Annotated in this window: 21 protein-coding genes; 11 read left to right on the forward strand and 10 right to left on the reverse strand. The window is 61.3% G+C overall.

Annotated features, from left to right (window positions below; translation table 11 throughout):
- The first annotated feature begins 82 nt into the window (after positions 1-82).
- Positions 83-472, forward strand: coding sequence for a hypothetical protein (locus IB266_RS21890; protein WP_192262401.1), 390 nt, complete (start codon positions 83-85; stop codon positions 470-472).
- 54 nt (positions 473-526) lie between these two features.
- Here the strand turns inward: IB266_RS21890 and IB266_RS21895 are convergent, their stop codons facing one another.
- Together IB266_RS21895 and IB266_RS21900 are read right to left on the reverse strand one after the other, a co-directional pair.
- Positions 527-1,033, reverse strand: coding sequence for a hypothetical protein (locus tag IB266_RS21895; RefSeq protein WP_192262402.1), 507 nt, complete (start codon positions 1,031-1,033; stop codon positions 527-529).
- 316 nt (positions 1,034-1,349) lie between these two features.
- The gene (locus IB266_RS21900) at positions 1,350-1,988 is read right to left on the reverse strand and encodes a response regulator (RefSeq protein WP_192262403.1); all 639 of its coding nucleotides are present in this window, start codon (positions 1,986-1,988) and stop codon (positions 1,350-1,352) included.
- Positions 1,989-2,090: 102 nt separating this feature from the next.
- Between IB266_RS21900 and IB266_RS21905 the strand changes: the two genes are divergently transcribed.
- The 5 genes from IB266_RS21905 to IB266_RS21925 all read left to right on the forward strand — a co-directional run bounded on the left by IB266_RS21905 (position 2,091) and on the right by IB266_RS21925 (position 8,621).
- A complete protein-coding gene (locus tag IB266_RS21905) occupies positions 2,091-3,698 on the forward strand; it encodes a hybrid sensor histidine kinase/response regulator (protein ID WP_192262479.1) in 1,608 nt (535 codons plus the stop codon).
- A gap of 174 nt (positions 3,699-3,872) precedes the next feature.
- Positions 3,873-5,927, forward strand: coding sequence for a pyridoxamine 5'-phosphate oxidase family protein (locus IB266_RS21910; protein WP_192262404.1), 2,055 nt, complete (start codon positions 3,873-3,875; stop codon positions 5,925-5,927).
- Between the two features lie 130 nt (positions 5,928-6,057).
- Entirely contained in the window at positions 6,058-6,687 is a 630-nt protein-coding gene (locus tag IB266_RS21915) for a glutathione S-transferase family protein (protein ID WP_060741835.1), read from the forward strand.
- A 99-nt stretch (positions 6,688-6,786) separates the two neighbouring features.
- A complete protein-coding gene (locus tag IB266_RS21920; RefSeq protein WP_192262405.1) occupies positions 6,787-7,707 on the forward strand; it encodes a LysR family transcriptional regulator in 921 nt (306 codons plus the stop codon).
- Positions 7,707-8,621, forward strand: coding sequence for a LysR family transcriptional regulator (locus IB266_RS21925; RefSeq protein WP_192262406.1), 915 nt, complete (start codon positions 7,707-7,709; stop codon positions 8,619-8,621). The genes IB266_RS21920 and IB266_RS21925 overlap by 1 nt, the downstream gene beginning before the upstream one ends.
- Here the strand turns inward: IB266_RS21925 and IB266_RS21930 are convergent, their stop codons facing one another.
- On the reverse strand, positions 8,622-9,545 hold the full coding sequence (locus IB266_RS21930; RefSeq protein ID WP_192262407.1) for an AraC family transcriptional regulator: 924 nt from the start codon (positions 9,543-9,545) through the stop codon (positions 8,622-8,624). It lies immediately after the preceding gene.
- 110 nt (positions 9,546-9,655) lie between these two features.
- On the opposite strand from IB266_RS21930, the gene IB266_RS21935 reads away from it, so the two are divergent.
- Positions 9,656-10,003: a carboxymuconolactone decarboxylase family protein gene (locus tag IB266_RS21935; protein WP_060741839.1), complete on the forward strand. Its 348-nt coding sequence runs from the start codon at positions 9,656-9,658 to the stop codon at positions 10,001-10,003.
- A 222-nt stretch (positions 10,004-10,225) separates the two neighbouring features.
- On the opposite strand, the gene IB266_RS21940 is transcribed toward IB266_RS21935, so the two are convergent.
- Positions 10,226-10,414, reverse strand: a complete 189-nt coding sequence (locus IB266_RS21940) for a hypothetical protein (protein ID WP_192262408.1) — start codon at positions 10,412-10,414, stop codon at positions 10,226-10,228.
- On the opposite strand from IB266_RS21940, the gene IB266_RS21945 reads away from it, so the two are divergent.
- Positions 10,413-10,637, forward strand: coding sequence for a hypothetical protein (locus IB266_RS21945; protein WP_192262409.1), 225 nt, complete (start codon positions 10,413-10,415; stop codon positions 10,635-10,637). The two genes, IB266_RS21940 and IB266_RS21945, sit on opposite strands and share 2 nt — an antisense overlap.
- A gap of 88 nt (positions 10,638-10,725) precedes the next feature.
- Entirely contained in the window at positions 10,726-11,676 is a 951-nt protein-coding gene (gene cynR, locus IB266_RS21950) for a transcriptional regulator CynR (RefSeq protein ID WP_192262410.1), read from the forward strand.
- Positions 11,677-11,691: 15 nt separating this feature from the next.
- Here the strand turns inward: cynR and IB266_RS21955 are convergent, their stop codons facing one another.
- The 3 genes from IB266_RS21955 to cynS all read right to left on the reverse strand — a co-directional run bounded on the left by IB266_RS21955 (position 11,692) and on the right by cynS (position 13,191).
- Positions 11,692-12,351, reverse strand: a complete 660-nt coding sequence (locus IB266_RS21955) for a carbonic anhydrase (RefSeq protein WP_192262411.1) — start codon at positions 12,349-12,351, stop codon at positions 11,692-11,694.
- A 29-nt stretch (positions 12,352-12,380) separates the two neighbouring features.
- On the reverse strand, positions 12,381-12,629 hold the full coding sequence (locus tag IB266_RS21960) for a DUF2790 domain-containing protein (protein ID WP_192262412.1): 249 nt from the start codon (positions 12,627-12,629) through the stop codon (positions 12,381-12,383).
- Between the two features lie 94 nt (positions 12,630-12,723).
- Positions 12,724-13,191, reverse strand: a complete 468-nt coding sequence (gene cynS, locus IB266_RS21965; RefSeq protein WP_192262413.1) for a cyanase — start codon at positions 13,189-13,191, stop codon at positions 12,724-12,726.
- 226 nt (positions 13,192-13,417) lie between these two features.
- On the opposite strand from cynS, the gene IB266_RS21970 reads away from it, so the two are divergent.
- The gene (locus IB266_RS21970) at positions 13,418-13,918 is read left to right on the forward strand and encodes a GNAT family N-acetyltransferase (protein ID WP_192262414.1); all 501 of its coding nucleotides are present in this window, start codon (positions 13,418-13,420) and stop codon (positions 13,916-13,918) included.
- 193 nt (positions 13,919-14,111) lie between these two features.
- Here IB266_RS21970 and IB266_RS21975 read toward each other — a convergent pair whose 3' ends face one another.
- Positions 14,112-14,993: an AraC family transcriptional regulator gene (locus IB266_RS21975; RefSeq protein ID WP_192262415.1), complete on the reverse strand. Its 882-nt coding sequence runs from the start codon at positions 14,991-14,993 to the stop codon at positions 14,112-14,114.
- 63 nt (positions 14,994-15,056) lie between these two features.
- A complete protein-coding gene (locus tag IB266_RS21980; protein ID WP_192262416.1) occupies positions 15,057-15,998 on the reverse strand; it encodes a DMT family transporter in 942 nt (313 codons plus the stop codon).
- Positions 15,999-16,072: 74 nt separating this feature from the next.
- On the opposite strand from IB266_RS21980, the gene IB266_RS21985 reads away from it, so the two are divergent.
- Positions 16,073-16,927, forward strand: coding sequence for a LysR family transcriptional regulator (locus tag IB266_RS21985; RefSeq protein ID WP_192262417.1), 855 nt, complete (start codon positions 16,073-16,075; stop codon positions 16,925-16,927).
- 184 nt (positions 16,928-17,111) lie between these two features.
- Here IB266_RS21985 and IB266_RS21990 read toward each other — a convergent pair whose 3' ends face one another.
- Positions 17,112-18,818 carry an amidase gene (locus IB266_RS21990; RefSeq protein ID WP_192262418.1) on the reverse strand — a complete coding sequence of 569 codons (1,707 nt, stop codon included), beginning with the start codon at positions 18,816-18,818 and terminating at the stop codon, positions 17,112-17,114.
- Between the last annotated feature and the right edge of the window lie 75 nt (positions 18,819-18,893).

Genomic DNA, 18,893 nt, shown 5'->3' on the forward strand with positions numbered 1-18,893 from the left:
TAGCCCATCTGTGCTATTCAGAATTGTTGCCCGAGTCAGGATACTTCAGGAGGTATGACCACTCAGGACGTCGGGAGAGTACATGAACGGAGTCGTTCGTTTTTTCAGTGTGATCAGCGCCGCGATGCTGTGCGCTTCAGTGGCCCATGCAGGTAGCCAGGCGTGCACGATGGAAGGTGAGATGACCGTCATGGGGCAACACATCGAGGCGAAAGACTGCGTGCAGGCGAGCGATAAGCAACCGGCGGCCAAGTTCCGCGCCAGTTGTGAATCCTTCGCCAACATGCCGGTCGCGCTTGGTGGCGAAGCGGGCAGGATCACCTACTCGCAAACCTGCCCGGAGAATCCCCAGGGCACCTGTGTGAATGTGAACGGGCAGGGCGTGGACTTTTATTACTACAAGCGTACCGTTGAGCTGTTGGACAGCACCCGCAAGAGTTGCGCGTTGAGCGGAGGTACGTGGAAGGAGTGATCGGTGAAGGTTGGGGACAGGCTTGATGCTGCCCCCAACGGACGAGTCATTGCGTCAGTAGACCCTGTAGTACTTCACGACGTCATCGACGAAATAAATGGTCAATACCGAACCTTGGGTCTGGCTTTGGCCCGTTTTCCCACCGGTCACGCTGCTGACGTCGTTAGCCACGGTTTGTGCCTTGTACAGTTGTGCCGAGGTGTCGGCCATCTTCAGGCGCGTCTCGGGCGACACGTACTTATGGGCCAGCTTCATGTATTTATCCAGGCCCTCATCACTCTTTTCATAGGTCCAGTTCGACTCGTTGCTGGCGCTGGTCGAATTGAGCTCTTCATTCGTCGGCGCGCCGAACATTTGGGTGATCTGGCCTTTTGTCGTCTTGCCCGGAATGATCGTTTGCTTGAGGTAAGAGACGTCGTATTTCTGGGCGCCCTGATTCAAGGTGCCCATCAAGTTGCCCAAGTTGCTCAGGTCACCGGTGTTTGCACAACCGTTGAGTACGCCCGCCAGCACGCACAGCGCCAATCCATTTCTAAGTGTTTTTCCATATTCGAAGGACATGATGACTTACCTTGAGTTAATGTCAGGACCATTCCATTTCAACCGCGCAGACGGTGAAGTTGACCCAGCAGTGCGCCGCCTGTGGACTTATTTAATCCATAGGCTGCGCACGCCATAACGTTTCGATAGGCACAGTGATACTGCACGGCGAATGGCGCGTTGGCTTTCTTTATGTTTGGCTGTTCGAACAGCCTTTGTATGGAGCGCCCACAGCTTAGGGGGAGAGTACTGGGCGAAGCTATAGTACAAGTGTGCTATGGCCTGGGAGACGAACCAGGAGGGTAACGTTCAATGAATATTTGCGGCCGCCATACATTTAATTGTCTTGTTTTTCCGACCATCCGCCATTGCTTGGGAAGTTGGAAAATTGCGCCGCGGCCGCCGCGCGCGTGGGGACACCCAGGGATTTGAGCAGGCTCGAGACATGGATGCGCACCGTGAAGGGGGAAATGCCCAGGTCCCGGGCTATTTCCTTGTTGGTCTTGCCGGCCGCGATCAACCCAAGCACTTGCCGTTGGCGTACGGTCAGCTGGGAAAGCGCATCGTCGAGGACCGAGCTTTCAGCTTGATACTTCACCACCACTTCGCCTTCGCGTATTGCCATGATGGCCTCGGCAATATCGGAAGGGTCGATATTCTTGCCGATGAAACCGTCGGCACCCAGCGCCATCACCTGGGAAATAACCTCGATGTCATCCATCATTGAAACCACAATAATGGAGGTCCGTTTGAACTCACTGCGCAACTGGCCTATGACTTGCAGCGATTTGATCCCGGGAAAGCGCAAGTCGAGTATCAGGGAGTCCACTTCCACCCCGGAACGCGCCAGCGCCAATACTTCATCCAGATTGCCAGCTTGTTCTATGGTGGCTGTCGGCAGAAGCCGTTCGATGGTTCTCAACATACCTTCACGAAACAAAGGATGGTCATCTGCCACAATGACTCTGCACGTCATGCTTCAGATCCTTCTGACTTCAAGTTCGCACATCGTAACCTAAACGACTCCCTTGGTTTTCAAGTTGATACAAACTTTCATGTTGGGAATATTCCTGTGACTATGACGGAAAAGAATAGCGAGCTTGATCAGGCGACATTGAGATTGACGGTCGGGGCGTGCACTGCGCTTTACATCATTGTGGTGGCCTTTCTGGCCAGCGACTTCGAAACCTATGTACCGATCCTGTGGTACATGGCCTTTTTCTTCGGCGCCGCGGTCCCGCTGCGCATGGCCGTCAGGCGCTGGCCCGGGCACTTCTTCCTGCGTCGTCTTTTTGCCATGACACTGGATTATGCAAGCCTCGCCTTTGCCTTGATCGTCGGTGGGGAGGGCACGCTGCCGGTGTACGCGGCATTGCTCTGGGTCACGTTGGGCAATGGCATGCGCTTCGGCTCGCGTTACCTGGCGCTGGCAACCGTTCTCGCGCTGTCGACACTGGGGGTGATTTTCCTGCTCACGCCGTTCTGGCGTGGCCAGCCCTATCTGTTCCTGACGTTGATCGTCACCACCATCGTGGTGCCTGCCTACGCGCATATCCTGCTGACCCGTACCCGCATCGCTTCGGAAGAGGCGATTGCCGCGAACCAGGAAAAGTCCCGCTTCCTGGCCCAGGCCAGCCATGACTTGCGCCAGCCGATCCACTCGATCGGCTTATTCACCGCCTGCTTGCGCGATGCCCGGTTGGGCCAGGAAGAGCTGCGACTGGTGGACAACATCGACCGTTCGCTGCACATCGTGTCGCAGCTGTTTCGTTCGATCCTGGACATCTACACCCTCGACAACGGGCAGCTTGAACCCCAGGCCGAACCCGTGCACCTGGGCGCGTTGCTCCAGGATGTGGTCAAGCAGAACACCGAAGCCGCCCGCTGGGCCGGTGTCGAGTTGCGCCTGCGGCCTTGCCGGCACTGGGTCAGCGTCAATGCCGGTTTGTTGGCGACCATGGTGCAGAACCTGGTCTCCAATACGCTCAAATATGCCCCCGGCCAACCGGTGTTGATCGGTGTGCGTCCGAAAGGCAATGGCCTGGCCATCGTCATCTACGACAAGGGCCGGGGCATTGCCGCCGAACATCTGCCTGAGGTGTTCAAGGAGTTTTATCGGGTACGCCATGTCCGTGACAAGGATGTCGAGGGGCTGGGCCTGGGGTTGTCCATCGTCAAGCGAATCAGCCACCTGATCAATCTGGACATCCAGCTGGACTCCCGGCTCGGCCAGGGCACGCGCGCCACGATCCAAGGGCTGGAAAGGGTCGCGCCAAGGGCTGTGGTGGACAGACCGGTGCCCACGCAAAGCCGTTTGCAGGGCTTGCGGGTGTGCCTGGTGGAGGATGACGCCAACGTGCTGATGGCGACGTCGGCGCTGTTGGAGAAGTGGGGATGCGAAGTGGAAACCCACAGCGACGGGGTGGGTGTGACCAGCGACTGCGACATCATCATTGCCGACTTCGACCTGGGTACGAAAGTCTCGGGGGCCGAATGCATTGCTGCGATTCGCGAACAGCGAGGCTGGGAAGTCCCCGCCATGATCATGACCGGCCATGAAATCGAAAGAATTCGCCACGCCCTGCACCACATGAACATTTCAATCCTGGCCAAGCCCGTGCGGCCTCCGGAGTTGCGGGTGACCTTGCTCGAATTGACCAAGCATTTCGCCAGTGTCAGGTCATGAGCCCACCATTCCATTTTATGAAACGGTGGATTGCAGTTCGTGCGTATTCCTGCGCAACCGCTTTGGGCAGAAGATAACGCCAGCCACTTGCACACCCGTGCAAACGATGGCGGAGAATCCCTAACCGTAGCGCACTGGCGCAGGCGTTCATGCTGCGAGCGCGAGGAGTAGCTGATGGACGAAGCCTTGCAAGCAAAAACCTCGCCCTGGCACGAAGGAGAGCTGACCTTGCAGCTCTCCGTCGGGGCTGTCGACATGATGGCCAGTGTCGGCCAACGGCAACTGGCGCGTACGTGGATGCCGGACCAGCACCGGGAGTTCTACGCCCAACTGCCTTTCGTGGTGCTGGGGGCGGTGGATCGGCAAGGCGACGTGTGGGCGACCCTGCGCGCGGGGCAACCGGGTTTCATGAATTCGCCCGATCCGCAGACCCTGCACATCAACCTCGAGCCCGAGCCGAACGATCCCGCCCAGGAGGGCATGGGCGAGGGGGATGCCATCGGCATGCTGGGGATCGAATTGCACACCCGTCGGCGTAATCGCATGAACGGCGTCGTGCGCCGTCAGCTTGCCCCAGGGCTGGAGATTGCAGTGAGCCAGGCCTATGGCAACTGCCCTCGCTACATCAACCTGCGCCAGTATCAATTTGTCGACGCACAAGCGGTCGCGCCGCGTCAGTTGAGCGTGTCAGACCCGCTGGTCCGGCGCCTGGTGACGGCGGCCGATTCGTTTTATATCGCCACCTACGTGGTGCGAGATGGCGAGCGGCAGGTCGATGCTTCTCACCGTGGTGGCAAGCCTGGGTTCGTGCGCATGGATGAAGACGGGTCGCTGACCATTCCGGATTTTTCCGGCAATCTGTTCTTCAACACCCTGGGCAACATCCTGCTCAACCCACGGGCCGGGCTGGTGTTCGTCGATTTCCAGACCGGCGATCTGCTGCAAATGAGTGGCTCGGCGCAAGTCCTGCTGGACGATCCCGAGATCAATGCCTTCCAAGGCGCCGAGCGGCTGCTGCGCTTCACACCGCAACGCATCGTCTATCGTCCGGCCGCCATCGCGCTGCGCTGGAAGGATCAGGATGAAGGCGATTCGCCCAATTCATTGATGACCGGCAGTTGGGAGCAAGCCGCCGAGCGTTTGCAGGCTGAGGCGCTGCGTAGCCGCTGGCGTGCGTTGCGGGTTGCGCGAGTCGTGGATGAGAGCCACAACATTCGTTCGTTCTACCTGCAGGCGAGCGATGGCTTGGGTTTGCCTCGGTTTGAAGCCGGGCAACATTTGCCGGTGCGGATCCAGCTGGAGGGGCAGAAAACGCCGTCGATCCGAACCTATAGCGTTTCCAGTGCGCCGTCGGATGATTTCTTGCGCATCAGCGTCAAGCGCGATGGATCGGTGTCGTCCCACCTGCATGAGCAGGTGCGGGCGTTGCACGAGATCGAAGCGCGGGCGCCCCAGGGCCATTTCACCGTCCAGGCCACCGAGCGGCGTCCGTTGGTATTGCTGGCAGCGGGGGTGGGCATCACGCCGCTGTTGTCGATGTTGCGCGAGGTGGTTTACCAGGGGCAACGCATCAGCCGCATGCGTCCGGTCTGGCTGGTGCAAAGCGCCCGCTCGGTGGCCGACCTGGCGTTCCGTGAAGAGATCGACGAACTGGCCGCCCGTGCCGGCGACAAGCTCCAGGTTGTGCGCATGGTCAGCCAACCGCCCACCGAAGCAAAGGTGGGTGAAGGCTATGACCTGGCGGGCCGGATCGATGTGGAACTGCTGAAGAAACTGCTGCCACTCAACGACTACGACTTCTATCTGTGCGGGCCGGGCAGCTTTACCCAGGCGCTGTACGACGGGCTGCGCAAATTGCGCATCCCTGACGATCGCATTCATGCGGAAACCTTCGGTCCCTCCACCCTTGTGCGGGACATCGAAGTCAGCATGCCGGCGCCCCAGCAAGTGCCGGCCGCGACTGAAGCGGTGAAGGTCTTGTTCGCCAGTTCCGGCAAGGAGGCCCGTTGGGAGCCCGGCGGCGGAACGCTGCTGGAGCTGGCCGAAGCGCGCGGCCTGAACCCGGAATTCAGCTGCCGCGGCGGTTCCTGCGGCACCTGCAAAACCCGCTTGAGCCGCGGCCAGGTGCATTACCTGAGCCAGCCGGCCGAACCGGTTGGCGAAGGCGAAGTGCTGATCTGTTGCGCGGTGCCGGCTCAAGGCAGCGAGCCGCTGGTGCTTGAGGTCTAGGGCTTGCGATCGTTTCACTGGGTGAAATGCTGGATTGTAAAAGCTGGTTATTCCACTGTCCGGAGCAGGAGCAGAGGATAGCCCCATCGACGCGATCACCGCTTCGAGCCCAAACAACATGGAGTACGTCATGCCTGAGAACGCGATCAAACTTTATCGCCACCCGTTGTCGGGTCACGCCCATCGTGTCGAGCTGATGCTCTCGCTGCTGGGCCTGCCGACCGAGCTGGTATTCGTGGACTTGATGAAAGGCGAGCACAAGACCCCGGAGTTCCTCGCCATCAACAGTTTCGGCCAGGTGCCGGTGATCGATGACAACGGTGTTGTGCTGGCCGACTCGAACGCGATCCTGGTCTACCTCGCGGCCAAATACGGCAAGGGCCAATGGCTGCCCGGCGATCCGCTCGCCCAGGCCCGGGTGCAGCGCTGGCTTTCGGTGGCCGCGGGCCAGATCAACCAGGGGCCGGCCAACGCCCGATTGATCACCGTGTTCGGCGCCGGCTATGACGCCGAAGATGCCATCAAGCGTTCCCACGCCCTGTTGAAGGTGATGGAGACGGAGCTGGGGCAAAGCCGGTTCCTGGCCGGTGAGCAACCGACCATCGCTGACGTGGCCGCGTACACCTACGTGTCCCATGCACCGGAAGGCAACGTCGCGCTGACCGACTACCCGAACGTCCGTGCCTGGCTGGGCAGCATCGAAGCCTTGCCGAATTTCGTCGGCATGCAGCGCACCGCCAAGGGCTTGCAGCAAGCCTGAGTCAAACCGCAGGAGCTTGCCGGGAGGCCTCTTCCGGCAAGCCTTGAGGCCGAAACCGCCACGTATGTTCAATCTCCCTCAAGCAAGGCTGGATCAACCATGGATCGCTTTCAGGAAATGCAGATTTTCATGGTGGTTGCCGAGGAGGAAGGGTTCGCCGCTGCCGCCCGGCGCTTGCGCATTTCGCCACCGAGCGTGACGCGGGCCATTGCGGCGATGGAGGAACGGATCGGCACCCAACTGCTGTCTCGTACCACCCGCAATGTGCACCTGACCGAAGCGGGGCAACGCTACCTGGAAGATTGCCGGCGGATCCTGAGTGAGCTCGAAGAGGCCGAGGAGGCCGCCGCCGGCAGCTACTCGATCCCGTGCGGGTATCTGACGGTTACCGCGCCGGTGCTGTTTGGCGAGTTGTACATCGCGCCCTTGCTGACGGATTACCTGGATCGGTTTCCCTCGGTGCACCTCAATGCCTTGTTGGTCGACCGTGTGGTGAATATCGCGGACGAGGGCATCGATGTGGCGATCCGCATCGGCCATTTGCAGGAAAACAATCAGCACGCCATCAAGGTTGGTGAGGTACGCCAAGTGATTTGCGGCGCCCCGGCCTATTTCCAGCGCCATGGACGTCCAACCCATCCTGGCGAGTTGAGCACGGCCAATATCGTGATGTCTTCGGCCAGTCATTTGCTGAGCCACTGGCAGTTCATGGACGAAGCAAACTCGCTGAGCCTGCGGGTTGACCCACGCCTGGTGGTGACCGCGAATCAGGCCGCGATCAATATCGCCCGCCAGGGCTGGGGCGTTACCCGGGTATTGTCCTATCAAGTGGCCCGGCAGGTCGCCGAGGGTGAACTGGAAGTGGTGCTCAAGGCTTTCGAACCACCGGCGTTGCCGATTCACGTGGTGTATCAGAAGAGCAATCGGGTGCCGGCCAAGGTGCGTACGTTCGTGGACTACCTCGCGGATCGGCTGGGAGACGACGTCACGCTCAAGCCTGTCGTAAAAGGCAACGGCTGATGGCGCGCCACCATGAAATGAGGGTATTCCACGCGCTGTCGCAGTGCTCCAGCCTCGCCTCGGCCGCCCAGCGCCTCAACGTCTCCGGACCGACCGTGATGCGTGCGGTCGCTCGACTGGAAGCGCGACTGGGTGTGCAACTGCTGTCACGAAGCACGCGCGGGGTGGCGCTGACGGAAGCCGGGGTCGGCTTCATGGCCGATTGTTCACGCATTCTCAAGGCCGTTGACGAGGCTGAAGCATCGGCCAAGGGCTGGCATGTCCAGGCGCAGGGCAACTTGACGATTCTGTTGCCCACGTTGTTCAGCCGTTATGTCATGGCCCCGGTATTGGCCGGCTACATGGATCACTTTCCCGAGATCAGGCTATTGGCCCACTACCATGATCGTTTCCCGAACATGCATGAAGAAGGGCTGGATGTCGCGGTGCTGGTAGGGCATCTACCCAGTTGCTCATTGATCGCACGACCTGTCGGTAGCGTTCGCTCGCTCGTCTGCGCCAGTCCTGGTTATCTGGCGATGTATGGTGAGCCAGTTGTGCCGCAGGATCTGCACGATCACCGACTGATCGCCACGCAGGCCAACCAGGACTGGGTCCAGTGGTCTTTTCAACAGCAGGGCGAGGCCAACGGCTTCAAGGCCCGCACGCGGCTCAGTTGCGCCACGCTACAGGCGGCCATCGACGCTGCGGCTCATGGGGCCGGGTTGACGCGCTGCTTGAGCTATCCGTTGTACGACTATCTGAGCAGCGGACGCTTGCGCAGGGTCTTGCAAGCCTATGAACCGCCCTCCATGCCCGTGCAGGTGGTCTACCGCGAAAGACGCAAGGCGCCGATGCGGGTGCGCAGTTTCGTGGACTACATCGTCGAGCACCTGCGCGAGCACCCGGCCCTGCGAGCGGATATCTCTTGGTAGTCAGCGCGCGTTCGGGGCCTGGATCCCACGACGCACCCGCCCTGGCGCCTCGCCGTAGATTTCCTTGAATTTCTTGCTGAACGCAGCCTGGGATTGGTAGCCGACCTGTACGGCAATATCGCTCAGCCCCAGGTGTGAGTGGCTGAGCAGACTGAAGGCCAACTCCATTCGCACTTGCGTCAACAGCACCCATGGCGAGACGCCGGCCAGCTTGACGAATGCGCGCATGAAATTGGCCCGGGACATGCTCGCGAGGTCCGCCAGGCCTTGAATGGTCCACTCGTGCGCAGGGTCCGCCAGCATCGCCTGCCAGGCCCGGCCCAGGCGTTTGTCGCTGAGCAGGGCCAGGGAGCCGCTGTCCTGGCCATGGCTCGCCAGGTGCGCACGCAGAATCAGGGTGAACAGGGCCTGGGACAAGGCGTCGAGCAAGAAGCGAGCGCCGGGCTGGTTCCCGTCCGCTTCCCCGCGAAGGATTTCCACCAATGCCGGCAAAGGTCCGTTGGCCGGTAAGGCGCCGCTTGGAATCACCAGGTAGTCGGGCAGGGCGCTGAACAGCAACGAAGCCCGGTTGAAGTGAAAACCACCGCAAAGCATGTCCAGCTCCGCGCTGGCACCGCCAATGCGGTGAATCGGCAGGGCGCCTCCGGTCACGATCCGGGGGAGGGTCGGCGTCACCATTTTCCCAGGGCTGTGCATGAGGTGCGGGGCGCCGCGCGGCAGCAGCAGGATGTCACCGGCACGCATGGGCAAGCGCTGCCCATCGGCAAACTCGACGCGGCATTCGCCGGCCAGCACGATGTGATAGGGAGCCGTGCCCAGGGCATGCTGGCCGTGATCCAGGGCCCAGTCGCCCTGGAACTGACAACGCAGGTCCAGGCTGCCGCGAACGTTGGCCAGGCTGATGAGTTTATCGATCGCATTCATTTGAGCGTTTCGCCAAAAAAACTGAGCGGATTGAGCAAAACCGAGTGGCGCCAGGGTGAAAAACTGAGGGCGTCAAAACAGTACACCCAACCCACTCAGGAGTTAATGCCATGTTCAATAACTGGTCCGAATTGTTGCCCACCATTCAGAAAGCGTTTGGCGCGCTGGGCCGCAGCAACCCGAAAATGGTCAAGGCCTATATGGCGCTCGGGGAAGCCGCCAGCGAAAACAACGTGCTCGATGCCAAGACCCGCGAGCTGATCTCGATCGCCATCGCCGTGACCACTCGTTGCGACGGCTGTATCGCCGCCCACACGGATGCGGCGATCAAGGCGGGGGCGAGCCGTGAAGAGGTCGCAGCGGCCCTGGCCACTGCGATTTCGTTGAATGCGGGGGCTGCCTACATCTACTCGCTGCGCTCGCTTGAGGCGTACGACACGCTGAAAAAACCGGCGTGATTCATAACCGGTCCCAAGCCCCGGTTGCCTCAACGACACCGCAATGCTGTTCATTGAAGAAACATGATGGACCCTGTGGCGAGGGAGCTTGCTCCCGCTCGGCTGCGAAGCAGTCGTAAACCGGCGGGTGCGGTGTGTCTGATGCTCCGCATTTGGCAGGTTTTGGGGCCGCTTCGCGGCCCAGCGGGAGCAAGCTCCCTCGCCACGGGTTTATCGACTGCCTTAAGTGAACAGCATTGCAACGGCACCGGGGCTTTTTTGGCTGCCCGGGGCGATTGTTTCAGATGGCGCAATCAAGTCATCAGATTCCTGGGCATTCTCTAAAAACTGTTCGCCAGTGAAACTGATCCCAGAAGCGATCGACCGTTTCGGGCCGTCGCAGCGTTCTCCATTCTCCAGGAGGTTTCCCATGTTCGACGTCACCTGCACCGGCAACCCTTGGTCGGACACCTCTGTTGCGATTCACCCAGAATACGAAAGCGGATTCCTGTTGCCCCAGTTGATGGGCGCCCTGGCCAGCGAGTCCGCAGCACCGGTTTCGAACGCCATGTGCCAGCCGAGTACGAGCGGCGCCATGCTGGCGAAGGCGAGCGCTTTTGTGATGCGGGTGCTGAGGCTGACGCCGACCCGCTAAACGCAACGCTGAGCCCGTGGCGGATGTGGACGCGACATGTCCCCTATACAATGCATCGCAATTACCCAAGCTCCAGGTGGTGGTTCCGATGTTGCTACGTCACTTGCGCTATCTGTTGGCGGTCGCTGACCACGGCGGTTTCACGCGTGCCGCCGAGGTGCTGCACGTGTCGCAGCCGACCCTGTCGCAACAGATCCGGCAACTGGAAGAAACCCTCGGGGTGAGTCTGTTCGACCGCACGTCTCGCACGGTCAGGCCCACGGATGCCGGGGCGGCCTATATCGAATGCGCCCGGCGGGTGCTGGTGGAGTTGGCCGCCGGCAAGCGCGCGCTGCACGACGTCAAGGACCTGTCCCGCGGCAGCTTGAGGCTGGCCATGACTCCGACATTCATGGCTTACCTGGTCGGGCCGCTGGTGCGTGACTACCGCGCGCGATACCCGAATATCCATCTGCAAATCTTCGAGTTGTCGATGGTCGATATCGAGGAGGGCTTGGCGAATGACACGTTAGACATCGCCATCGCATTCGATCAGGTCAGGAGCGCCGATATCGAATCGATCCCGGCGTTCACCGAAACCCTGGGACTGATGGTGGGGCGCAATCACCCGTTGTATGACTGTCAGGCCGCGCTGACGGCTGAGCAGGTCGGGCAACTGGAGTTCGCCTTGTTGAGCCCGGACTTTGCCACCCGTACGTGCATCGACGACTACTTCGTCCAGGCTCGGATCACGCCCAAGGTGAGCATTGAGGTCAATTCGGTCAGCACGTTGCTGGAAGTGATCGGGCATTCGGCCGTCGCCACCATTCTTCCAGAGCCCATCGCCACCCAGGAGCGCGCACTGCGCAAGCTGGCGCTGCAGGACGCGGCGCCCCGGCGTGGAGCTTCGCTGTTGCGGCGCAAGAACAACTATCACAGCGCGGCGTCCGTGGCTTTCGTGGAGACACTGTTGCACGGGGTGGATGGCTTTGGGGCCGCTGCGCAGCCCAGCGGGAGCAAGCTCCCTCGCCACCGTGATCGAGGTGGGCAACTGCCCTAGACCAAGCAGCGACCCTCACGCGGCAGTCGCCGTCCGGGCCGGTACGGCACACGCCTGGGGGTTGTCCGCCAAGGACCTGAAGCGGCGATTGTCGACGTCCAGGGAGTCGATGGAGCCGGTCTCGATGTCATAGACCCAGCCGTGCAGGTTGAGCAAGCCCTTCTCCTGGGCCAGCCGCACACTCGGGTGCGTCTGGATGTTCGCCAATTGGGCGATGACGTTTTCACGCACCATCGAACTGACTTTCGCCGCGTCATCGACGTGAGGTCGTGACTCATTGATGACCCGTGCCGACTCGGCGTGTTGCAGCCAACCGCTGACCGCCGGCAGGTGATTCATGCAGGCGCATTTGGCGACGGCGGTCATGGCACCGCAATCGGAATGACCACAGATCACGATATCCCTCACGCCCAGCACCGCGACGGCATATTCCACCGTCGCTGAAACACCGCCCGGGTGCGGGCTATAGGACGGCACGATGTTGCCGGCATTACGGATCACGAACAGTTCGCCGGGTTCCTGCTGGGTCAGCAGCTCCGGCACAACACGGCTGTCGGAGCAGGTGATGAACAACGTGCCCGGGTGTTGCGTGGTGGCCAGGTGTTTGAACAGGTCCGTGCGTTGTGGAAAGACCTCTTGCTGGAACTTCAGGAAACCTTCGATCAGCGCTTTCATGCTGCTTGCCTCCAATGAATAGGGTGTTATCAGTTCGTGCAGCCGTTGCCGATCAGGCTGTATTCAAGAATGTGGGTTTCACCTTGGGAATCGCGATAGGTCATTTGCACTGGCGTCGGCCCGCAGACATCGGCGGGCGTGGTGATGTCCAACACCTGGGCGATGTCCAGATGCATGCCGTAGGCATAGGAAACGACGTCCGCAGGTGCGGTGGATGGTTGGGCATGGGCCGACAGCGAGGCGGTCAGCGACAGGGCCAGAAACAGGAATTTTTTCATGAGTCATGCTCCACGCAAGAATGAGTAGTGAGTTCAAATCAGCGATAAGTTGTTTGCAGCGAAGCCCCAGGTTCGCCTGGGGCCAGCGGGACGATCAGAACGGACGCAGGGGCAGGAACTTGCCGTCCAGTGTGATCACCGCACGCGAGCCGCCTTCAGGGTCTTCGACTTTCTTGATGTCGAGCTTGAAGTTGATCGCGCTGATGATGCCGTCGCCGAACTGCTCATGAACCAGGGCCTTGAGGGTGGTGCCGTAGATCTGGATCATTTCGTAGAAGCGATAGATCGTCGGATCGGTCGGCACGCCAGCGAGGCTGCCGCGCAGGGGAATGATCTGCAGACGGGCGACCGAGTCAGCGGTCAGGTCGAGCTTCTCGCCAATCACCTTCGCCGCGTGTTCCGGCAATGGATGCTGGCCGAGCAGGGCGGCGGTGACGTAGGCAAGGCTCAGGCCGGTGTCATCGGCCAAGTCTTGCCAGGACAGGTGCTTGCGTGCCTTGGCATCCAGTACTTCGGTGGTCAGGGCCAGGCTGATGTCGTTGTAGGCGTGGGACTGTTGCATGGCGTAGCTCCTATCGGTTTGGATCGGGTTGATGTCGCTTGGTTGAAGCCATCATCTGCCGCTTTAGCTATAGCGTCCAAGACCGATATGCAATGCAATGTATTGGTTCTGCCTATGGATTGGGACCCACGTTGTCGAGGTATAAATCCTGTAATTGTTGACCTGTACTAATCTCTTGGCAGGCACGGTAGAAGTAGTCATTTAACTAGCCAGCGAGATACCTCGAATGACGAATCATGAAACCGATGTCGGCAGAGCCAATGAGGCCGATCTGGACGGGATCCTGGTGCTTCAGGCCGCGAATCAAATGGCCCGCGGCGGCTCGCTTTCTGCGAGCCTGCCAAGGGCCCGTGTGGCAGCGATGATGCAGGAAATGCCTCTGATTGTTGCGCGTCGAGAGGGTCGTATCACCGGTTTCCTGATGACTACCACGCGGGCGATGAATGCTGACTTACCGATCGTACAGGCGATGTTCGCCGCTTATCATGGAACGCCGGATGCCTATGTCTATGGCCCGATTTGCGTGGGCGAGGCGGAACGTGGCAAGGGTTTGGCCCAGCGAATGTTCGCGGAGCTCCGGCGGCTCGAGCGGGGGCGTGAAGGTATTCTTTTCATACGCAAGGACAATCAACCCTCGCTCCGTGCGCATTTGAAAATGGGTATGAAAGAAGTTGCTTCCTTTCCATTCAATGGGTTCGATTTCGCTGTTTACTCGTACATCGGCTAGACAGGAAAAAAGCGCTCACTAGACGATAGTGCCAGTCAGTTAAGCCTCATACCCGTGGGAGCAAAGCTTGCTCGCGATTGGGGTGAGCCAGTCGACAACCCATTGACGGGTCTGCCGCTATCGCGAGCTAGCTTTGCTCCCACAGGTTTTGTGCCGTTTGATCTTTAACTGACTGGCATTACCCACTAGACGATCACCTGAGCGGCAGAAAGAGCTCGGTAATGGCTTGGTTCTCAGCAACGTCCGGAAAGAACGTAATGCGCTGGCAGTAGAGGGGGAAATCTCCGGGCTCCTCACCGCTGGCCGGCAGCCAGTCCCTGTACAGGTACAGCGCGGCGGGCTCGAGGTTGTCTGCGCCCCCTTCGACCCGCAGCACTGCACAACGTCCGGCGGGAATACTGCCAGCTTTGATCGTTTCTCCGTTCGGCACGACAGGTCGGCCCGTCCCCGCGCATAAATCCAGGCGATAGTCTTGCGGTGGCGTGGTGCGCGGGTCGGTGTGAAATACATTGAACGTCGGGCTGATCGAGGGGATCAGGCCGACACTTCGCCGCCATGCAATGAAGCGTCGGAGGGTCGTCCCGATCGTCGAGGGATCGCCTCGGTGCTCCATGATGGCGACGGGGGTTGCAGGAACCGTACGGATCCGTACGTCACTGGACTGATAGGGCGTGGGCATGAGACGGTTCCTCGCAGTGTGCAATGGCGTGAAAAGGGTGTTCCAGCGCTGCCAGTCGGGAGACTTGCGGAAATGCGAAGGCGGTTGTCCCACCCGTTGTCGGAATACACGGGCAAAAGCGTCGGGTGCTGCGTAACCAGTGTCCATGGCGATCTGCGTAATCGTTTCATGTTCGCGAAACGCCAGTTTGTAGGAGGCGCGTTTCAGGCGCGCGAGTTGGACGTAGCGATTCAAGGGCAAGCTGAACGTCGCCATGAACTGCCGGTGAAAATGGTATTTCGAAAAAGCCGCAACGCCACTCAACGTATCCAGGTCCAGGCAGTCATCAAGGTGCAGGTCGATGTAATCGAGCACCTTGCGCATGCGGGATTGGTAATGCTTTTTTGTGTCGGTCATGGTCTTTCCCAGTAAAGGCCACCAGCATGAGGCCGGCGAGCACAATGCGCTCGACCGATCTTGCTATCTTGAACTCGCAGCCTGCCGGGCCTCGGTGCCGACGACCAGCCAGATGCCGATCCCGGACACCGCCATCCCCACCACCATCTGCCAGGAAAGCGGTTCGTTGAACATGGCCCAGGCCCAGAGCATCGTAATGGGCGGGCTGAGGTACAGGACACTGGCGACGCGGGTGGCGGTCGCGCGGCGCAGGCACAACCAATAGAGGCCGTAGCCGCCCATGGTCGACAGGCCCGCGGTCCACAATACGCTCAGTGCGAAGCCTGTGCTGGGCAGCGGGGCCAGGCTGCCATGGGCGCCCTCGACCAGGGCGAAGGCCAGGCCCGACACGCAACACTGCAGCCACAGGTTGGGCAACAGCCCCAGCGATTGTTCGGCGGGTAAGTGTTTTTGCCACAGGGTCGCGACGGCGAGCGAGAGCATGCCAAGCAGCGGCAGGCCATAGGCCCACAAGGGCGCATTGCCCCACGCCAGTGCGCCCTGTGTCACCAGCGTGACGCCGAGCAGGCCGATGAGCAGCCCCGTCCAGACCTGCCAGGCCAGTCGTTGCCGGAGTACGCCTGCGGCCAGTAGCGCCAGGCCCATCGGCAGCAGGTCGGCGACCAGCGCGGCCAGGCCCGCCGGCACACCCAGGGCAATGCCTTGGGTGATGCCGCCCAGGTAGCCCGCCATCGCCAGGAGGCCGATGCCGGCGTTCTTCAGCAGCGCGACGGGCGAGGTCCGGCGTAGCGACCTGGCGACGAAGGGAAACAGGACGAGCGTGACCACGACACACCGCCAGAAGACCACCAGCAGGGCCGGCGCATAATCGATGGAAAAGCGTGCGCCGACGAAGCCCGAGCTCCACGACACCAGCAATGCCGCTTCGAGCAACGGCAATGGAATCAGCCAGTACCAGGCGGGCCGGGGCAGGGAAGTGCAGATCATCGATTTATTCGGGTTCATGACCACAGGCTACGAAACCCGACTAATCTAATAAATCAAAATGTAATGCATCAGTTGTTCACGAAGATTGAATCATGACGGCCATACTCGATATCGACTTGATACGTACTTTTCATGCGGTGGCGCGGATCGGTAAGTTCAGTGCGGCGGCAGACCAACTGCACAAAAGCCCGGCGGCGGTCAGCGTGCATATCCAGCGTTTGGAAGCGGTCGCTGGCGGGCGCTTGCTCAACCGGGACAACCAATCGGTATCCCTCACCGCGTTGGGCCAGCGTTTGCTCGTGGCGACGACGGAGCTGTTGAGCACCCATGACCGGGTGCTGGCCGACCTGCACGGAACCCGTTTGGCGGGACGTATCACCTTGGGGGTGCCGGATGAGTACGCAGACCATGTGATCCGCGACATCCTCCCGACCTTCGCCGCCGCGTGGCCCAACGTGGTGCTGGAACTCAAGACCGCGCCAAGCTATGCGCTACGCGACCTGGTGCAGCGCGGCAAGCTCCAGGCGGCGGTGGTTGCCCAGCCGAAGGGGCTGGCGAATGCAGAGGTGCAAGTGCTGGTGTCCACCACGCCGGTCTGGGTCGGGCCGGCCCACACGACGGCGGCTTCGATGGAGCCGCTGCCGCTGGCGGTGCATGCGGCGCAATGTCCTTATCGGCAAGCGATGATGGAGTCCCTCAGGCAAAGCGGGCGCAAGACCCGCATCGTCCTGGAAAGCCCCTCCAACCAGGCCGTCAAGGCCTGCGTGGAGGCCGGGTTGGCGATCAGCCTGATCGACCGTGGACGGGTGACGGCTGCCATGCGGATCCTCGAAGGGCTGCCGGTGATCGCGGAGCATGAGGTGGTGTTCATGCGAGCCCAGGCGTCACGCGGCGATGAAGCCGTGAACTTGCTGGCCCGTGCCATGCAGCAATATTTCCGGTTGTAGGCATGGAGCCGGGGGCCGCTGCGCAGCCCAGCGGGAGCAAGCTCCCTCGCCACAAAAGCTTACAGGTGCAATACCTGAGGGCCATTTTGGCGAGGGTGGCGTTTGCCCCCTCACCCAGCCGAACATGCAACCGTGGCGAGGGAGCTTGCTCCCGCCGGGCTGCGCAGCAGCCCCCATGATCGGGTCAAGCCGACAATGGCGGTGTCCGCGGCGGGACCCGACGCTTGGAGCCAATCGACTCGAACGCCGACGCCAGTTGCAACAGCCTCGAATCGTCATAGGCACGCCCGGCGAATGTCAGCCCGACGGGCATGCCGATGTCCGCCATGATGCCCATTGGCACGGTGACCGTGGGTACGCCCAAGTGGCGGATGGCGAGGTTGCCGTTGGCGACCCAGACCCCGTTGCTCCAGGCGATATCGGCAGATTCCGGATTGATATCCGCATCCGCCGGTCCGACGTCGGCGACGGTCGGGAAGATCACCGCGTCCAGGCCTAGCCGCTCCATCCAGTCTTCCAGGTCGATCCGGCGTGTCGCTTCAAGCCCCCGCAACCCGTCGGGCAGCGTCGGGATCTGGTCCCAGGGCGTAATGCCGCGCTGGGCCATCTTCACATACTCGTCCATGCCGGCGGCCAGATCGTCCTCCCGGTTGGGCAGGGTGCCCGGGTCGTGGGGGAAGATCTTCGGTCCGTCGACGTCGGCCAGGCGATTCAATTTCGGATCACCGTTGGCCCGCAGGAAATCATCGAATGCCCAGGCCGACAGGTCCCACAACTCATGGTGCAGGAATTCCTTGGAAACCAGGCCGCGGGTGAACACTGTCGGTGCGCTGGGACGGTCGCCCTCGCAGTTGGACACCAGCGGGAAATCCACCTCGATCACTTCGGCGCCGCAAGCCTCAAGGGCCTTGCGGGCTTGCTCCCAAAGGTCGATCACCGAGGCGCGGGTGACGATTCGCTGCCCGGTCGGGCCGCCGATGCCGGGGGCCTCGGCCGTGCCGGCTTCAGGGTCCGCGTTGATGTACATCCGTGGCACGCCGAACCGAATGCCGGCCAGCGCCGTCGGGTTGCTGGCAAGGCTCGGATACGAGGCGGGACGAACCGACTCGACGCTCGGAATCGGCACCCAGGGTTGCAACCGCCACAGGTCGCCACGGGTGTCCGGGTCTTCGGCGACCACCACGTCCAGCACTTCGAGCAGGTCGGCCATGGTCCTGGCGAAGGGCACGACGACGTCCATCGTTGGCGTCAATGGCCAATTGCCCCGCACCGAAATCACCCCACGCGACGGCGTGTAGGCGCACAGGCCGTTGTTCGACGCCGGGCCGCGTCCGCTCGACCAGGTTTCTTCGGCAAGGCCGAACGCGGCGAAACTGGCGGCGGTTGCCGTGCCTGCCCCGTTCGAGGAGCCGGAGGCAAAGGGCGCGGTGAGGTAGTCGCCGTTGTACGGGCTTTCCGCACGGCCATACACCCCGCGCTGCATCCCGCCATTGGCCATGGGCGGCATGTTGGTCTTGCCCAGGCAGATGGCCCCGGCGGCGCGCAGCCGTTCGATGGTGAACGCATCGCGATAGGCCACCAGGTCCTTGAACGCCGGGCTTCCGGAGGCGGCGGTGAGTCCCTTGACCAGATAACTGTCCTTGGCCGTATAGGGAATGCCGTCGAGCGGGCCGAGGGTCTGGCCACTGGCCCGACGGGCATCGGAGGCCTGCGCTTCCTTCAGCGCATCCGGGTTGCGCACCACCACCGCATTGAGGGCCGTGGGGGTGTCGGGGCCGTCGTAGGCATCGATCCTGGCAAGGTAGGCCTGGACAAGCGCTACTGCTGTGGTCTGGCCCGATTCCAGCGCGGCGCGCAGTTGGGCAATGGAGACTTCGGTGATGTCGATCATGCAATTACCGCCGCGGTAGAAGGATGACGGGTGTGCGGGTCCATTGACGTCGGGCCTGGCACTTCAGGTCATCTA

Origin of the sequence: Pseudomonas sp. Pdm06, assembly GCF_014851795.1 — a bacterium.
Classification (GTDB): Bacteria; Pseudomonadota; Gammaproteobacteria; order Pseudomonadales; family Pseudomonadaceae; genus Aquipseudomonas; species Aquipseudomonas fluorescens_AA.

What these genes read in the sequence shown, in the direction of transcription:
- IB266_RS21890 (WP_192262401.1), top strand. Translation starts at nt 83, where the DNA reads ATGAACGGAGTCGTTCGTTTTTTCAGTGTGATCAGCGCCGCGATGCTG.
- IB266_RS21895 (WP_192262402.1), bottom strand. Translation starts at nt 1,033, where the DNA reads ATGTCCTTCGAATATGGAAAAACACTTAGAAATGGATTGGCGCTGTGC.
- IB266_RS21900 (WP_192262403.1), bottom strand. Translation starts at nt 1,988, where the DNA reads ATGACGTGCAGAGTCATTGTGGCAGATGACCATCCTTTGTTTCGTGAA.
- IB266_RS21905 (WP_192262479.1), top strand. Translation starts at nt 2,091, where the DNA reads ATGACGGAAAAGAATAGCGAGCTTGATCAGGCGACATTGAGATTGACG.
- IB266_RS21910 (WP_192262404.1), top strand. Translation starts at nt 3,873, where the DNA reads ATGGACGAAGCCTTGCAAGCAAAAACCTCGCCCTGGCACGAAGGAGAG.
- IB266_RS21915 (WP_060741835.1), top strand. Translation starts at nt 6,058, where the DNA reads ATGCCTGAGAACGCGATCAAACTTTATCGCCACCCGTTGTCGGGTCAC.
- IB266_RS21920 (WP_192262405.1), top strand. Translation starts at nt 6,787, where the DNA reads ATGGATCGCTTTCAGGAAATGCAGATTTTCATGGTGGTTGCCGAGGAG.
- IB266_RS21925 (WP_192262406.1), top strand. Translation starts at nt 7,707, where the DNA reads ATGGCGCGCCACCATGAAATGAGGGTATTCCACGCGCTGTCGCAGTGC.
- IB266_RS21930 (WP_192262407.1), bottom strand. Translation starts at nt 9,545, where the DNA reads ATGAATGCGATCGATAAACTCATCAGCCTGGCCAACGTTCGCGGCAGC.
- IB266_RS21935 (WP_060741839.1), top strand. Translation starts at nt 9,656, where the DNA reads ATGTTCAATAACTGGTCCGAATTGTTGCCCACCATTCAGAAAGCGTTT.
- IB266_RS21945 (WP_192262409.1), top strand. Translation starts at nt 10,413, where the DNA reads ATGTTCGACGTCACCTGCACCGGCAACCCTTGGTCGGACACCTCTGTT.
- IB266_RS21940 (WP_192262408.1), bottom strand. Translation starts at nt 10,414, where the DNA reads ATGGGAAACCTCCTGGAGAATGGAGAACGCTGCGACGGCCCGAAACGG.
- cynR (WP_192262410.1), top strand. Translation starts at nt 10,726, where the DNA reads ATGTTGCTACGTCACTTGCGCTATCTGTTGGCGGTCGCTGACCACGGC.
- IB266_RS21955 (WP_192262411.1), bottom strand. Translation starts at nt 12,351, where the DNA reads ATGAAAGCGCTGATCGAAGGTTTCCTGAAGTTCCAGCAAGAGGTCTTT.
- IB266_RS21960 (WP_192262412.1), bottom strand. Translation starts at nt 12,629, where the DNA reads ATGAAAAAATTCCTGTTTCTGGCCCTGTCGCTGACCGCCTCGCTGTCG.
- cynS (WP_192262413.1), bottom strand. Translation starts at nt 13,191, where the DNA reads ATGCAACAGTCCCACGCCTACAACGACATCAGCCTGGCCCTGACCACC.
- IB266_RS21970 (WP_192262414.1), top strand. Translation starts at nt 13,418, where the DNA reads ATGACGAATCATGAAACCGATGTCGGCAGAGCCAATGAGGCCGATCTG.
- IB266_RS21975 (WP_192262415.1), bottom strand. Translation starts at nt 14,993, where the DNA reads ATGACCGACACAAAAAAGCATTACCAATCCCGCATGCGCAAGGTGCTC.
- IB266_RS21980 (WP_192262416.1), bottom strand. Translation starts at nt 15,998, where the DNA reads ATGAACCCGAATAAATCGATGATCTGCACTTCCCTGCCCCGGCCCGCC.
- IB266_RS21985 (WP_192262417.1), top strand. Translation starts at nt 16,073, where the DNA reads ATGACGGCCATACTCGATATCGACTTGATACGTACTTTTCATGCGGTG.
- IB266_RS21990 (WP_192262418.1), bottom strand. Translation starts at nt 18,818, where the DNA reads ATGATCGACATCACCGAAGTCTCCATTGCCCAACTGCGCGCCGCGCTG.